General features: G+C 38.7%; 13 protein-coding genes. 12 read left to right on the top strand and 1 reads right to left on the bottom strand.

What is annotated here, in order from left to right; translation table 11 throughout:
- Positions 1-8: 8 nt before the first annotated feature.
- The 11 genes from A2290_03015 to A2290_02965 all read left to right on the top strand — a co-directional run bounded on the left by A2290_03015 (position 9) and on the right by A2290_02965 (position 13,836).
- Entirely contained in the window at positions 9-872 is an 864-nt protein-coding gene (locus A2290_03015) for an electron transporter RnfD (protein ID OGC16483.1), read from the top strand.
- 93 nt (positions 873-965) lie between these two features.
- The gene (locus A2290_03010; protein ID OGC16482.1) at positions 966-1,496 is read left to right on the top strand and encodes a hypothetical protein; all 531 of its coding nucleotides are present in this window, start codon (positions 966-968) and stop codon (positions 1,494-1,496) included.
- Complete coding sequence (locus A2290_03005; GenBank protein OGC16481.1) at positions 1,493-2,083, top strand: electron transport complex subunit RsxE; 591 nt, start codon at positions 1,493-1,495, stop codon at positions 2,081-2,083. Before A2290_03010 ends, A2290_03005 begins: the two co-directional genes overlap by 4 nt.
- Positions 2,084-2,140: 57 nt before the next feature.
- Positions 2,141-2,719, top strand: a complete 579-nt coding sequence (locus tag A2290_03000; protein OGC16480.1) for an electron transport complex subunit RsxA — start codon at positions 2,141-2,143, stop codon at positions 2,717-2,719.
- Between the two features lie 3 nt (positions 2,720-2,722).
- Complete coding sequence (locus A2290_02995; protein ID OGC16479.1) at positions 2,723-3,508, top strand: hypothetical protein; 786 nt, start codon at positions 2,723-2,725, stop codon at positions 3,506-3,508.
- Between the two features lie 85 nt (positions 3,509-3,593).
- Positions 3,594-4,430, top strand: a complete 837-nt coding sequence (locus tag A2290_02990) for a hypothetical protein (protein ID OGC16478.1) — start codon at positions 3,594-3,596, stop codon at positions 4,428-4,430.
- Between the two features lie 3 nt (positions 4,431-4,433).
- Positions 4,434-6,056 (top strand): hypothetical protein, encoded by a 1,623-nt coding sequence (locus A2290_02985; protein OGC16477.1) that lies wholly within the window; start codon positions 4,434-4,436, stop codon positions 6,054-6,056.
- 27 nt (positions 6,057-6,083) lie between these two features.
- Positions 6,084-6,305: a hypothetical protein gene (locus A2290_02980; GenBank protein OGC16476.1), complete on the top strand. Its 222-nt coding sequence runs from the start codon at positions 6,084-6,086 to the stop codon at positions 6,303-6,305.
- A 25-nt stretch (positions 6,306-6,330) separates the two neighbouring features.
- Complete coding sequence (locus A2290_02975; protein OGC16475.1) at positions 6,331-11,055, top strand: hypothetical protein; 4,725 nt, start codon at positions 6,331-6,333, stop codon at positions 11,053-11,055.
- Between the two features lie 140 nt (positions 11,056-11,195).
- Positions 11,196-12,707 (top strand): homospermidine synthase, encoded by a 1,512-nt coding sequence (locus tag A2290_02970; protein OGC16474.1) that lies wholly within the window; start codon positions 11,196-11,198, stop codon positions 12,705-12,707.
- A complete protein-coding gene (locus A2290_02965; GenBank protein ID OGC16473.1) occupies positions 12,694-13,836 on the top strand; it encodes a hypothetical protein in 1,143 nt (380 codons plus the stop codon). Before A2290_02970 ends, A2290_02965 begins: the two co-directional genes overlap by 14 nt.
- Before the next feature lie 48 nt (positions 13,837-13,884).
- Here the strand turns inward: A2290_02965 and A2290_02960 are convergent, their stop codons facing one another.
- Positions 13,885-14,787, bottom strand: a complete 903-nt coding sequence (locus A2290_02960) for a hypothetical protein (GenBank protein OGC16472.1) — start codon at positions 14,785-14,787, stop codon at positions 13,885-13,887.
- 258 nt (positions 14,788-15,045) lie between these two features.
- Between A2290_02960 and A2290_02955 the strand changes: the two genes are divergently transcribed.
- The gene (locus A2290_02955) at positions 15,046-15,498 is read left to right on the top strand and encodes a hypothetical protein (GenBank protein OGC16471.1); all 453 of its coding nucleotides are present in this window, start codon (positions 15,046-15,048) and stop codon (positions 15,496-15,498) included.
- Positions 15,499-15,652 lie beyond the last annotated feature (154 nt).

Below are 15,652 nucleotides of genomic sequence, written 5' to 3'. Positions count from 1 at the left end.
AAAGCATTATGTGGTGGGTTGCATTTGCCCTTCTTTTTCCTTCGGCAACGGCAGTTTACTTTTTTGGTATTTCGGCTCTCATCCTTATTATATTTACCACTTTAATAGCGGTTATTTCTGAAGTTTTTTTTCAATTTGTTTCAAAAAGGCCTATTACAGTTCCGGATGGAAGCGCTGTTGTTACAGGCCTTCTCTTAGCGTTAATACTTCCATCAGGATTGCCATTATGGATAGCCGCGATTGGATCTTTTTTTGCTATTGTTATAGCAAAAGGTCTTTTTGGAGGACTTGGGTTTAACATCTTTAATCCTGCCCTTGCTGCCAGGGCTTTTTTGGTTGCTTCTTGGCCTGTTGCCATGACAATGTGGCTCAAACCTTTTTCTGCCATAACGGGGCCTACTCCTTTGTATCTTTCAAAAATAGGGGAAGCTGTTCCGGGATATCTTGATCTCTTTTTGGGAAATCGCGGAGGGTGTCTTGGAGAGACCTCTGTTTTAGCGATTTTAATAGGATCGGGAATCCTTTTTTATAAAAAAATTATTGATTGGCCGGCGCCTGTCGCTTATATCGGAACAGTTTTTATCCTCTCTTTTCTGTTGGGAAAAGATCCTGTTTTTCATATTATGGCAGGGGGGCTTATGCTTGGAGCCTTTTTTATGGCGACCGATTATGTTACAACTCCTGTTACAACGAAAGGGAGATTTATTTTTGGTTTGGGTTGCGGCATAATGACAGTTCTTATAAGGTTTTACGGCGGGTTTCCAGAAGGGGTAAATTATTCAATATTGCTTATGAATATTTTAACGCCGGTGATAGACAAATATGCGAGACCGAGATTATTTGGAGCCCTCACCCGATCACGGGTGATTTGAGGGTTGACAGGCATTAACCCTCTCCCAGAGGGAGAGGGAAATATAAAAATGATTAAATAATTTATCAGATAAAGAGAGGTTGTATTAGGGTTTATGGGTAAAATTTTAAAGCTAGGGTTTGTACTTATGATTTTTTGCATCGTTTCAGCAGGTGCTTTGGCTTATGTTTATATTTTCACACAGCCTAAAATCGAGTTAAACGGAAAAAAAGCTTTTGAGAATTCTTTAACTTCCGTGTTGCCTGATGCTAAATCTTTTAATGTTATTAAAATTGGAAGCAAAGAGGCGTATCAAGGCCTTTCAGGAAAAGATATTGTTGGAACTGTTTTTTTTGCATCCCCTCGAGGGTACAGTAGCAATATAAATATGCTTGTCGGTATTGATTCAAATGCTAAAGTCAGCGGCATTAAAATTGTAAGCCAAAATGAAACGCCCGGACTCGGAACAAATACTACAAAAAAATCTTTTTTGGATCAATTTTTGGGAAAGATGGCAGGAGATCAAATAGAAGCAAAAAAAGATATCGATGCGATTACCGGAGCCACAATATCAAGCAGGGCTGTTTGCCGTGGAGTTCGTGAAGCACTAAATGATTTTGAAAAAAATAAAAAGGTGAAACAATGACGCTTTGGAAAGACTTTAATCAAGGTTTAATTAAAGAAAATCCTGTTTTGCGGCTGATGATAGGGCTTTGTCCCACGCTTGCCGTGTCAAATACGGTAATAAACGCTTTGGGGATGAGCGCGGCGACCGCATTTGTCATCATATGTTCAAATATTGTGGTTGCCCTTTTACGTAAAATTGTTCCTGATGAAATACGAATACCGATTTTCATTATAATAATTTCAACTTTTGTTACCATAGCAGATTATATAATGCAGGCTTTTACTCCCGATCTTCACCATGCTCTTGGTGTTTTTATTCCGCTTATTGTCGTGAATTGCATCATTTTGGGGCGCGCCGAAGCTTTTGCCTACAAAAATCCCGTTTTAAATTCCGCACTTGATGGCATTGGAATGAGCCTGGGATTTGCGCTTGCTTTGGGAAGTATTGCTGTTGTGAGGGAATTTCTGGGGGCAGGCTCAATTTTAGGCGTAACGCTTTATAATCCAGCGTTCGCGGCCACCATAATGGTTTTGCCTCCTGGCGCTTTTATAACAATCGGGTTTTTGATGGCATTTTTAAATAAAATGGAAAAGAAGGTGCAATGAAAAAAGGTTTCAAGGTTTCGAGGGATCAAGGTTTCTAGTTGAAGAGGAGCTTTATTTATGGAATTGTTCGGTATATTTTTTGCGGCATTTTTAATCAATAATATATTGCTTATAAGGTTTATAGCATTGTGTTCCTTTTTTGGAGTTTCGACAAAAATCGATACATCAATCGGCATGAGTTTTGCCGTTGTTTTTGTAATGACTATCTCTTCTGCGATTTCATGGGTTATTTATCATTTTGTCCTGACCCCTTTTCATCTTGAGTTTTTAAGGACAGCGACCTTTATATTGACAATTGCTTCTCTTGTCCAGCTTGAAGAATTGTATCTAAAAAAAGTTATTCCAAACCTTTATCGCGCAATGGGGATTTATCTTCCTCTTATTACAACAAACTGCGCTATATTGGCAGTGGCTTTTTTGGCTATTGATTATAGGTTTAATTTTGTGCAGGGGATGGTTTATTCTTTGGGGGTATCGGCGGGATATTCTTTGGCAATTATACTTTTTGCTTATATTAGAGACAGGATGGTTCTGGCAAAAATTCCAAAATGGTTTCAAGGTTATCCGATTGCTTTTATAACAGCGGCGCTTATGTCGCTTGCCTTTTTGGGATTTACGGGGCTTTTTGGGTTATAAATTATGTTAATAATACTTGCAACATTAATACTTGGAATACTGGGTTTTGTCTTTGCGGCATTGCTTGGCCTTGCTGCGCAAAAATTTCATGTAGAAGAAGACTTAAGAGTTAGCACAATAATGGCAATCCTTCCGGGAGCCAACTGCGGAGCTTGCGGAAGCGCCGGTTGCCATGATTTTGCGGAAAAGCTTATCAAGGGCGAAGTTGCCGTTAGCGGGTGTACTGTGGGAGGGCATGAAGTGGCGCAAAAAATAGCGCATATTATGGGGGTTGAGGGGGAAGATATCCACAAAAAAATTGCAACGATTCATTGCGGAGCAAAAAGTTCCCAAAGAAAAAAGAAAGCGGAATATTTTGGAGTTAAAACCTGTTCTGCCTCCAACATAGTTGATGGTGGCGGATTATTCTGCCGTTATGGTTGTTTGGGATATGGTGATTGTTTTTGTGTATGTCCTTTTGATGCTATAGCAATGAAAGACGGCCTACCTGTAGTTGATCCTGAAAAATGTACAGCTTGTGGAAAGTGTGTTAGTGCGTGCCCAAGAAGCATTATTTCTTTAAGGCTTTATGCTGCAAAAGTTTATGTAGCTTGTTCTTCGCATGATAAGGGAGCCGATGTCAGGAAAATTTGTCCTGTGGGCTGCATAGCCTGCAAGATTTGCGAAAAGCAAGTCCCCGAAGTTTTTAAAGTTGAAGACAATCTTGCCATGATGGATTATTCAAAATTAGACATATCTTGTGATATCGCGATTGAGAAATGCCCCACTAAATGTATTGTGAAAAGTTAGGGTTGTTTTTTTAAAAAATATGTATATAATTTGTTTAGAACTCAGTAATGTTCGTGTGCCGGTGCATGTTTAATCTTGTGTGTTTATGAATAAATATAAATTTATAATTCTTTTATTTTTTTTTGCAGGGGTATTACTTATCTCTTCTTTTGCATTTGCGGCAACAAGCAGCAGTTATGATGTGCCGACTGAAAATGTTTTTATTGGCGGCGGAGATTCGACATCAGGCAGCTATTCGCTTTTAAATTCATTTGGATTGTCATCTCAAATAAGCACGGAAAGCTCAACATATTTATTAAACACGGGTTTTGTATACGCAAACGCTACATCTCTTGCGGTGCTTATAACCTCAGTTACGCCAAGTTCAGGGTATAATACAGGCCCCATAAACATAAGAGATATAACAGGGGCGGGATTTGATACTGGCTCAACAGTTAAGCTTTCTTTAAACGGAGAGACAATAGAGGCGACAAATGTTAGCGCTGAAAGTTCTTCAAAGATAACCTGCACCTTTGATTTGACAGGGAAAACAACGGGAACATGGAACCTGATAGTTGAAAATTCTTTAGGCCAAACAGGTACACTCCCGAGCGCGTTTGAAATAAAGACATGGGCGACACTATCTCAAGGGGTAAACTATCCAAATCCATTTAACCCGGAGAGAGAGAGTACGACGATTGTATACAAACTTTCGCAAGATACTGCGACCTCTCTTTTGATATTTAATATATCTTATGAACTTGTGTACAGGCAAGATTTCGGGGCGGGAGTAAACGGAGGAAAAGCAGGCGATAATAGTGTGATATGGAGAGGGATTAACGCGTTTGAAGAGATGTCCGCGAACGGAGTCTATTTCTTGAGAGTTATAAACAGGAATAGCGGAGCTGTTTTGGTAAAAGGAAAGATTGCGGTATCGAGGTAACCAATGATAAAAGATAGAAAAATAAAAAGAGAAAGAAATAAGAGGAATATACACATCGAAGTAAAAAGAATTCTTTTATCTTTATTTATTGCGCTTGTTTTTTTGAGTGTAAAATCTCTTGCTGATATTGCTCCTACGGAAGATCTAATGAAGATAGGGAGTGGGGCGCGCCCTATGGGGATGGGGAAAGCTTTTGTCGCAGTATCAAATGATGGGAATTCACCTTTTATAAATCCGGCAGGCTTATCGGAATTAAAAAAATGGCAGATTACAAGTATGTATGTAAATTTGCTTGAAGGAGATTTACCATATACCCTTTTGAGTGGAACGATGCCATTTAGGGGAGGAAATGTTGGCATAGGGCTTATTTATACGGGAGTATCAAATATTCCGTCTCCTACATCAGAAGGAATAGCATACTTTGATTATTATGACAGGTTAATGTTTCTCTCTTATGGGGTGGAAGCGGGAGTTATAAAGAATTTATCTTGGGGTACGAATTTTAAAATTTATAATAAAGGATTTAGCGGATCAGAAACAAATGCTGGCTCGGGCATAGATTTGGATTTTGGGATAAAGTATAAATTGAAAGAGTGGCTTAGTGTAGGCGCAAACCTGCAAAATCTTCTTCCAACCAGGCTGGTATGGAAGACAGGGGCGCAAGATTCCATGCCACTTGTCGCAAAATTTGGAGTCGCGGCAAGGTTTTTAAATAATAAACTTTCACTTTCAACGGATATTGATTTTTCTCCCACAAGAAGAATTCCTTCACCCTTCCATTTTGGAGTTGAATATATATTAAATAATTATTTTACGCTAAGAGGAGGCGTAGATCAGACAATAAGCGGTAGCAGTTATCTTGCGAATAATCCTACATTGGGTTTGACATTAAATCTTGTAAATTTCAACTTTGATTATGCTTATCATCCATACGTTGATATCTCAAGCGGGATATCGCACTATTTTTCTTTTGGCTACTCTCCTGTAAAGGAAGAAAAACCTGTTCCCAAACCGGTAAGAGTAAAAGTAAATATGAAAACGTTTAGTGATGTTCCGATCGGTTATTGGGCGAAGAATGAAATAGAGGAGTTAGCCACACTTGGAATAATAACAGGGTATCCGGACGGGACATTTAAGCCTGAGGGGACAATAACAAGGGCGGAGCTTACAACAATGCTCTTAAAGACACGGGGAATTGAAAAAATAGTTGAAAAACCGACATACACAGATGTCGAAGTTGAACATTGGGCGTCAAAATATATAGAGGGGGCGACCGAAGCAAAAATAGTTACAGGTTATCCTGATGGGACATTTATGCCAAAGAGCAATATAAGCCGAGCAGAGGGAGTAATAATAATAACAAGATTTGCGAATCTCCCATTGGATAAAGTAAGTTTAGTAAGTATGGAGAGTAGTTCTTTTTATAATGATTTAAGTGATACCCACTGGGCTTATGATTATATAGTGGCTGCGCAAAAAGCGGGATACTTGGGTTTTGTAGAACACAATAAAATAGAAAATAATTTTGAACCGAATAAAGAATTGACGAGAGCTGAAAGTGCGTGGATTATATCAAGGATTAAGGAGATAAAGGATAGAATCGATATATTATTGAATGGTAAATAAATTTTTGTGGGGGAAATTGAAATATATATGAAGGAAAAACTGAAAAAAGAACATTTTGAAATATTGTTGGAAGAAATGAAAGGCGATATAAAATTAGTATTGGAAGGGCATTCTGTTTTAGATAAAAAAATTAGTGATGTAAAAGAAATGATAAAGGCTGTTGATACTAAAGTTGAAGATACAAGAATGGTTGTAAAAGAAATAAATCGTGAATTAAAGGCTCATGTTCGTATGCCGGCTCATGTTTAGAAATAAAATTAGGAGGGCTTGATTAATGAAAAAGTTTTATTTTAGTATGTTATTTCTATTGTTTATGGTTTCAGTTGTTTTTTCTTCGGTTCCGACAAAAATCAGTTACCAGGGGATATTAAAAAACAGTTCAGGGTCAGCATTGACAGGTTCATATAATATGCGATTTTCAATAACGTCAGATAGCGCCGGAAACTCTGTTGTCTGGGGACCTGAAAGCCATGATTCAGTATCTGTTGCCAGCGGTATTTTTTCAGTAATGTTGGGAGAGACGACTGCATTAACTCCGTCAGTGTTTTCAAATGATACGAGATATATAAAGGTAGAGGTTGCAACTCCGTCAGATTCAACAAACTATGAGACAATGTCTCCTTTAACGCAGGTATTAAGCGTAGGATATGCGCTTCGAGCGGCAACAGCGGAAAGTGTAGTAGATGGATCAATACTTGAAGCGAGTATAGCAGACGGATCAGTTTCAAATGCGAAGATATCAGACGGAACAATAACAAATACCAAGGCCGCAAGCGGTAATTTTGTGAAACAGATAGTAGCTGGGAATAATATAAGTATATCTTCAACAGAAGCAAACGGAACAGGGATAATAACAATAACAGCAGAAGTAAACAGCGGAACATTAACAAGGGTAAACAGTGGTGCGGGATTAACCGGCGGGCCAGTTACAAGTTCAGGGACGTTGGAGGTTAAGTACGATAATTCAACAATAGATTTGGATGGTACAGGGTCGTTGGAAGTAAAAGCTTTGGGGATAACGAGAGCCAAAGTTGCGAATGATAATTTTGTGAAACAGATAGTAGCTGGGAATAATATAAGTATATCTTCAACAGAAGCAGACGGAACAGGGATAATAACAATAACAGCAGAAGTAAACAGCGGGACGTTAACAAGGGTAAACAGTGGTGCGGGATTAACCGGTGGGCCAGTTACAAGCTCAGGGACGTTGGAGGTTAAGTACGATAATTCTACAATAGATTTGGATGGGACAGGGTCATTGGAAGTAAAAGCTTTGGGGATAACGAGAGCGAAAGTTGCGAATGATAATTTTGTGAAACAGATAGTAGCTGGGAATAATATAAGTATATCTTCAACAGAAGCAGACGGAACAGGGATAATAACAATAAGTGCGGAATCAACTGGCGGTACTGTTACATCAGTTAGCAGTGGAGCAGGTTTATTTGGTGGTCCTGTAACAGGAGTGGGGACATTGGAAGTAAGGTACGATAATTCTACGATAGATTTGGATGTATCAGGATCATTGGAAGTAAAAAATTCCGGTATAGCAACAGACAAAATAGCCAACTTGGCAGTTACGGCGCCAAAAATAGCTGCAGGGAATCCGATTGGAGGATATTATTTGCGGTATACTGGGACGACTCTTCAATGGGCTACTATTGAGAGTGTGACTGGAAGTTTTGAGGTTGATTATCAAACTATCGGTTTTACAGGTGAAAATTCTTTGGAGGTTATAAATTTAGGAATATCAGCGGGAAAGATTGCAAACAGCGCAGTTACTTCTGACAAAATAGATAATCTTGCTGTGATAAATGCCAAAATAGCAAACGGAACAATTGATTTAACAAGCAAAGCTACATATGTTCCTGTGAATAAAACTGGAGATACTATGACAGGGCATCTAACATTAGAATCGGGCGCGAAGTATTATGGCGATGGGTCGACTATGAGTAATATTGTGACGGGACTCTCTTCGAGTGGAAGTACGGCGATTACGGGTCGCATTTATTTAACTTCAGGGAATAATATTACTTTAACGCAGAGCGGGCAGACAATAGAGGTCTCATCCTCATCACCTAGTGGAACTCTTACAGGGAGCGGGACAACAAATTATGTTTCAAAGTTTACTGGAGCTAGTGCATTAGGAACTTCGACGATTTATGATAATGGAACAAATATTGGAATAGGAACAGCTGAGCCAGTAGCCTCGTTTGAAGTTGCAGGCGGAATATTGTCGCAGGGGACAAAAGGGGATACTCCTGTGACCGGAGCCGGGACAAGGCTTATGTGGATACCGGCAAAGGGGGCGTTTAGGTCGGGAACCGTTGATGGAGCTCAATGGGATACAATAGGAACTAATTCATTTGCAGTAGGAAATAATACAACAGCGAGCGGAAATTATTCCACAGCAATGGGATTTTATTCAATAGCAAGCGGGACTTATTCTACAGCAATGGGGTATGGCGCAACGGCGGGAGGGCTTGCTTCTGTAGCAATAGGAATTGGCACAACAACAAGCGGAAACTTTTCTACGGCGATGGGATATAATACAACGGCAATTGGAATATCTTCAGTTGCTGCAGGACAGTTTTTAACGGCAGAAGCAGATAATACGATAGTTTTAGGAAAGGGATTTGACAACACCAGCCGTCTAAACAATAACAAGGCCAATTCATTAATGGTGGGATTTGGAGGGACAAGCCCAATACTTTATGCAAGCGGAGAGGCTGTAAATGGAATGGTGGGAATAGGAACAACAGAACCGACCTCTAAATTGACGGTTGCAGGGACAGTTGAAATGATATTAGGCTCAAATGGAACTCTTAAATTTGCAGATGGGACAAATCAGACGACAGCATACACCGGCAATTCGAATGCGGGTGGATGGATAAAGAGTGGGAGTACGATTACGTCGGAGGCGGGAATAAATAAATTTGGAATAGGAGGGAGTACAACTGCTTCAGGATCCTATTCCATCTCAATGGGATTTAATACAACAGCAAGTAATTCCTATTCTACAGCAATGGGTTATGGTACAACGGCAAATGGATATTCTTCTACCTCAATGGGCTATACTACAATAGCAGGGGGACATTCTTCTACCTCAATGGGATTTAATACAACAGCAGGAGGAATCTCTTCTGTTGCGGCAGGACAATGGCTGACAACAGAAGCGGATAATACAATAGTTTTAGGGAAGGGAAGTAGCAATTCGAGTCGCCTAAATAACAACAAAGCCAATTCATTAATGGTAGGATTTGGAGGAACAAGTCCTATCCTATACGTAAGCGGTGAGGCTGTAAGTGGAAGAGTGGGAATAGGAACAACAGAACCTACAGCAAAATTGACAGTTGTGTCTGATGATGGTGGAGCTGCAGCTATTGGGTCTAGTGACAATACAGCAACTGGAGATTATTCAGTAGCAATGGGAGCTGATTCAACAGCAATAGGAAGAGCTTCCATGGCAATTGGGATGGAGACAATAGCAGGGGGACGACATTCTATGGCAATGGGGGACGTTGTGACCGCAATGGGAAATGCTTCAATTGCAGCAGGAAAATATTTAACAACGGAAGCTAATAATTCGATTGTATTAGGAAGGGGAATAGAGACTGAGAATCGTTTAAACAATAACATTGCCGATTCCCTAATGGTCGGCTTTGGCGGTACAAGCCCGATATTATTTGTAACAGGGTCAGCTGAGAGTGGCTCAGTTGGAATAGGAACAACAGAACCTACAGCAAAATTGACAGTTGTGACTGCTTCTGGTGGAGCTGCAACTATTGGGTCTAGTGACAATACAGCAACTGGGGATTATTCAGTAGCAATGGGGAATGGTACAGCAGCAACTGGGGATTATTCAGTAGCAATGGGGAATGGTACAATAGCAAGTGGAAATACTTCTACAGCAGTAGGGCAATATGCTTGGGCTAGTGGTGCTCAATCTTTTGCAGCTGGATTTAGAGCTTCAGCTTTTGGAATACGAGCTATTGCAATGGGAGAATATTTAACGACAGAAGCAAATAACACAATAGTTTTAGGGAAGGGCATTGATAGTTCGAATCGCTTAAACAACAACATAGCTAATTCTCTTATAGTCGGCTTTGGCGGTACAAGCCCAATATTGTATGTAACAGGGTCAGCTGAGAGTGGCTCTGTTGGGATTGGAACGACAACTCCAACAGCAAAATTGACAGTTGTGACTGGCGCTGATGAAGGGGGATCTGCAACTATTGGGTCTAGTGGTAATACAGCAACTGGAGATTATTCAGTAGCAATAGGGCATAGCGTGACTGCAAGTGGAGATAATTCAGTAGCAATGGGAGTTGGTTCAACAGCAATAGGTTATGCCTCAAGAGCGATGGGGGATACTGCCCGCGCAAGCGGGAATTATTCCACAGCAATGGGAGGTACTACAACGGCTAATAATGACTATTCTGTAGCAGTTGGTAGATGGTTAACAACAGAAGCGGATAATACAATAGTTTTAGGAAAGGGAAGTAGTGCTTCAAGCTGCCTAAACAACACCACAGCTAATTCCCTTATAGTTGGCTTTGGCGGTACAAGCCCGATATTATTTGTAAGCGGCGAGGCTACTAATGGACATGTTGGGATTGGAACGACAACTGTTGCATCAGATCGTAAGTTTTATGTGTCTGGAAGTTCGGGAGGGACAAGCGCGTGGAATAATGATTCAGACGCAAGGTTAAAAAAGAATGTTGCAACAATCGATAATGCTCTACACAAAGTTAAAGGGTTGAGAGGGGTAACATTTGAATGGAAAGATCCAAAAAACCATGAGCAAGGAAAAAGAATGGGCTTTATAGCGCAGGAAGCTATTAAAGAGATTCCTGAAGTTGTAGGCACAGGAGAGACCTATTCAATGCAGTATGCTCCAATAACAGCCCTTTTGGTAGAGGCTATTAAAGAACAACAAAAAATTATACAAAAACAGGAAGAGAGAATAAAAGCATTGGAAGAAAAAATCGGGAATAAATAGATAAATTTTTCTTTTAAAAGCTCCACTTATTTGTTACAATGAAATTTGTCATTAACTCCGATTATCATAATCGGGGTTAACTTAGCATCCTAAGTGTCTAGGTTAATATCATTTAGTTCTACTTCCAGGAGGTTGTTTGAATGACAGATATTTTAAATAAAAAATATGTCAAGTTTAACGGAAAAATATTGATCATTGGTTGTGGTTCTGTTTCGCAGTGCGCAATTCCTCTTGTTTTACGGCACATTGATGTTGATCCCAAAAGTGTGACTATTATGGATTTTGTTGATAATTCTCATAGAGTGAAAAGCAGCATTGAAAAAGGGGTTAAATATGTTAGCCATAAAATCACACAAGAAAACTATAAACAGCTTTTAATAAGCTTTGTCGGTCAGGGAGATTTGATTATTGATCTTGCCTGGAATATAGAATGTATGGCAATGCTTGATTTTTGCCGTGAAAATAATATTCTTTACGTTAACACATCTGTTGAAGAATGGGATCCGTATAAAGATGGCCGCCGCAATGATCCTACAAAATATACTCTTTATGCGAGACATATGGATTTGAGAAAAAAAATAAAAAGTTGGGGAGAAAATAACGGGGCAACCGCAATTGTTGATCATGGAGCAAATCCCGGACTTGTCTCTCATTTTACGAAAAGGGGACTTCTTGAAATCGCGCAAAAAATAATTGATGAAAAGCCAAAAGATAAACGTGTTGATCATCTGAAGACTTATATAAAAGATAAAAATTTCGCAAAACTTGGACAGGTTACAGGAACAAAAGTTATCCATATATCAGAGCGTGATACTCAAATTACAGATATGCCGAAACGTGTTAATGAATTTGTAAATACTTGGAGCATTGAAGGGTTTTTTGAAGAGGGGATTGCTCCCGCGGAATTGGGGTGGGGTACACACGAGAGATATGTACCAAGGGATGCCTTTTTTCATAAAGAGGGACCTCAAAACCAGATATGCCTCTCAACTCTTGGGATGAGGACGTGGGTCAGGTCATGGGTCCCTTGCGGTGAGATTACAGGTATGGTTATCCGCCATGGAGAGGCGTTTAGTATTTCTGATAAGTTGACTGTCAGGGAAGATGGGGAGGTGGTTTATCGTCCTACCGTTCATTATGCTTATTGTCCAAGCGATGTTGCAATAAATTCGCTTCATGAGCTTGAAATGAGGCAATTTCATCTTCAAAAAAATCAGAGAATTATGAATGATGAAATCATTGACGGGGAAGACCAGCTTGGGGTACTTCTTATGGGGCATGATTTTAATTCTTGGTGGACTGGTAGTATTTTGGATATTCATACTGCAAGGAGACTGGTAAAAGGTCAGCAGGCTACGACTCTTCAGGTTGCAATATCTGTCGTTGCGGCGTCTATATGGATGATCAAAAACCCGAAAAGAGGATTTTTAATGCCGGATGATATAGATCATGAGTTAATTCTTGAAATATCAATGCCTTATATATCTCCTTTTTATTCAGAAGCCGTGGATTGGACTCCTCTTAAAAATTTGAACACAAAATTTACCACTTTTGATTTTCAAGTACCTGAAGAGGAAGATACCTGGCAGTTTTTGACTTTCTTAGTGAATCCCACCCATAAAATAGGAGCAAAACGGATTGACCAAAAGTAGTACTAAAAAAAGAAAGTTTTCTCTTGAGAAGAAAATAAGAACATTAGTTAAAGAACATGGGTCTCCTTTAATGCTAATAAGCAAAGATATTTTGGTCAACCAGTACAACCTCTTTAGGCGTTATCTTTCAAATGTAGATCCGTATTATGCGATAAAAGCAAACCCCCATCCTTCTATTATTAAAACTTTTGCTAAACTTGGCTGTGGCTTTGATGTCGCAAGCGCCAATGAAATGAAGCAGGTTTTAAAGCTTGGGGCAAATCCTGATAAGATAATTTTTGCAAATACAATTAAATCTATTGAAGACATAAAAAGATCTATTGAGTATGGAGTTACTCTTATGACCTTTGATAATGAAGCTGAAGTTTATAAAATAGCAAAGTATGCTCAAGGGGCAAAGGTTTTAATTAGAATTAAAGTCCCAAACGTTGGCAGCGCGGTTGAACTCTCTTTGAAATTTGGAGCTGACCCTGCTCAAGCTATTTTCCTTTTGAGTAAAGCGAAATCTTTGGGGCTTCAACCTGTTGGAGTTTGCTTTCATGTCGGATCTCAATGTTTAAATGTTGAAAATTACATTCAAGCTCTACAGATTTCTTCCATGATTTTTAGTGAAAGCAAAAAATTGGGATTGGATCTTAATCTGTTGGATATTGGAGGAGGGTTTCCTATCAGGCATTTTGATAGGGATGAACATGTTACTTTAAAGCAGATGGCAAGACACATTAGAAGGAAATTAAAAAGATTATTTCCAAAAGATACAAAATTTATAGCGGAACCCGGCAGGTTTTTTGCGGGGCCCGCAGGGACGCTTGTAACCCAGGTTGTTGGAAGAAGTTATAGAAATGACAGAAATTATTATTATTTAAATGACGGGGTTTATGCTGATTTTTCCGGAATTGTATTTGATCATTGCAAATATGAATTTAAAACTTTAAGAAGAGGGCAAAAGTTTTTGAGCGCCCTTGCGGGGCCTACATGTGATTCTTTTGATACTATTTCTTTGAGTGAAGATTTACCGGAACTTGAGGTCGGCAATATTGTTTATGTAAGGAATATTGGAGCGTATTCATCTGCGAGCGCTGTCCCTAACTTTAATGGATTTCCGCCAGCCAAGATTTTGATGGTTTAGTAATTATGTCAACCCCGATTATTCATACCTGCTTGAATCCCAATTATCCTAATCGGGGTGAGTAATCGGGGTTAAATCTTTTAGCTCTTTTAAGAGAGTAATCCATCGAGAAGGATCAAGCCTTCTTAGCTTTTCTGTTAAGGCTTCTTGCAAAATTGCTTTTCCTATGGGATATAAGTCTTCGTGTATTTCTGAAATTTGAGAATTACTTAACATGTTTAATGCCCTTGGCAGGTCTCCTCTAAAATACAAAGACCAAAAAAGTATTATAAGCGCGGATCTATTTGTTCCGATAAATCTTTCAGTAAAAGCCTCTTCAATCCGGTTTTCAATGAATTGTTTGGCATATTGTTTGGGATCCAATGCTTGAAGGAATGTTTTTAAATATCCAAGTTGATGACTCTCTCTAAAATGATTAACTATTGCTATTCTGTTTTGAGGGGAAGCGTATCTTGCTATAGGATGAAGATTGTTTGCAAGAAAAAGATCTATTCTTGTGGAAGTTTTATTGAAAAAAATATGTTGATGCGTTTTTGTGTAATGAATTAAAGCGTCGGTGAATAATTGTAAATAACGTTGAATATCCAGATTGTAAATAAAGGCGGAGAGAGCATTTCCATTTGATTTTAAATGTAAATAATATCCCAGCAATGTTTCCGTGGCTTCAAAGTCGTTTTTTATCTCTATTGTTTGAATAGGGATGGGTGGCATTGTTAATTGAGGCAAGGCTGTTTGAGCTTTTAATGATTTTTTTAAGCGAGAAGAATGTTTTTTTAAGTTAAAACCTCTAAATCCTTTTGCTCCACAAAAAGAAAACGATGTTGAAGCTCTTTGTTTCTTATTAACATTAAATGTAGTTCTTTTTGGTGTTATTATTGTTCCTGCTATACCGTATGATGATGCATGTGTATTCAAATCCTGAACCTCCGTATATGGGGTTTCTAATCCCATATTTTAGCACTATTTTGACTTTTGTCTACTTTTTCACCCCGATTATTCACCCCGATTAGGATAATCGGGGTTCATACTTAAGGAATTTTTCAATAGACTGTTAAAATTTTTTTAGTCTATGAATAATCGGGGTTCATGACGAATATCTACTTATTCTTCGAATGAAAAATCGATGAATTTCACTTTTTTTATTATAAGAGCAGAAAAATACTTTATTAAGGTGTTAGAGTATTAGGACGTCAGAAAAAAGTTAGTTTTATGATTATTTTAGAAGATTGCAAATTTGTCATCGAAAGGTTAAAATTTATCCAATATAAAAAAAGGAGGCGTTTTGTTATGATGATGGATAATACTATGTGCGGAATGACGGAGGCTATGAAGGGTTTTATGTTTTGGAATTTACTTTTAGTTTCTCTTGTTTTGTTGGGGTTTTCTTTTATTGTTTGGATTGCGGCCAAGAAAGGGGTGGGGTTAGAAAGTTTAATAGGAAAAATTTTGGCGGGAGTTTTGGCCGTTGTTGTTCTGGTCACCTTGTTTTATGGGACAGCTAAAATTGTATCTTCTCCTTCTAATAAAGATATGATGGGATCGGGGAGGAAGAAATGGACAGAGAAAAGATATATGATGAATAAGGACAAGATTGAGCAAATGAATAAAAAAGATATGGAAAATATGATGGATGACATGCAAAAAAGCGGGAAGGTAAAATAAAGACACATGTAGTGGCACAATATTTTGTGCCACTACAATATATCTGGTTATATTATGATCTCCTGACTTTCTCCTAGCAAAAAGCATTTTTCAATAATTATTGTCATTAAGCCAAAAAAACGCTGTGCAATAAAAATTTTGTGATACATAAAAT

It is taken from the genome of candidate division WOR-1 bacterium RIFOXYB2_FULL_36_35, assembly GCA_001771505.1.
Classification (GTDB): Bacteria; Margulisbacteria; WOR-1; order XYC2-FULL-46-14; family XYC2-FULL-37-10; genus XYB2-FULL-36-35.
The sequence above is the reverse complement of the archived record's forward strand: the minus strand, read 5'-3'. Positions and strand labels throughout refer to the sequence as shown.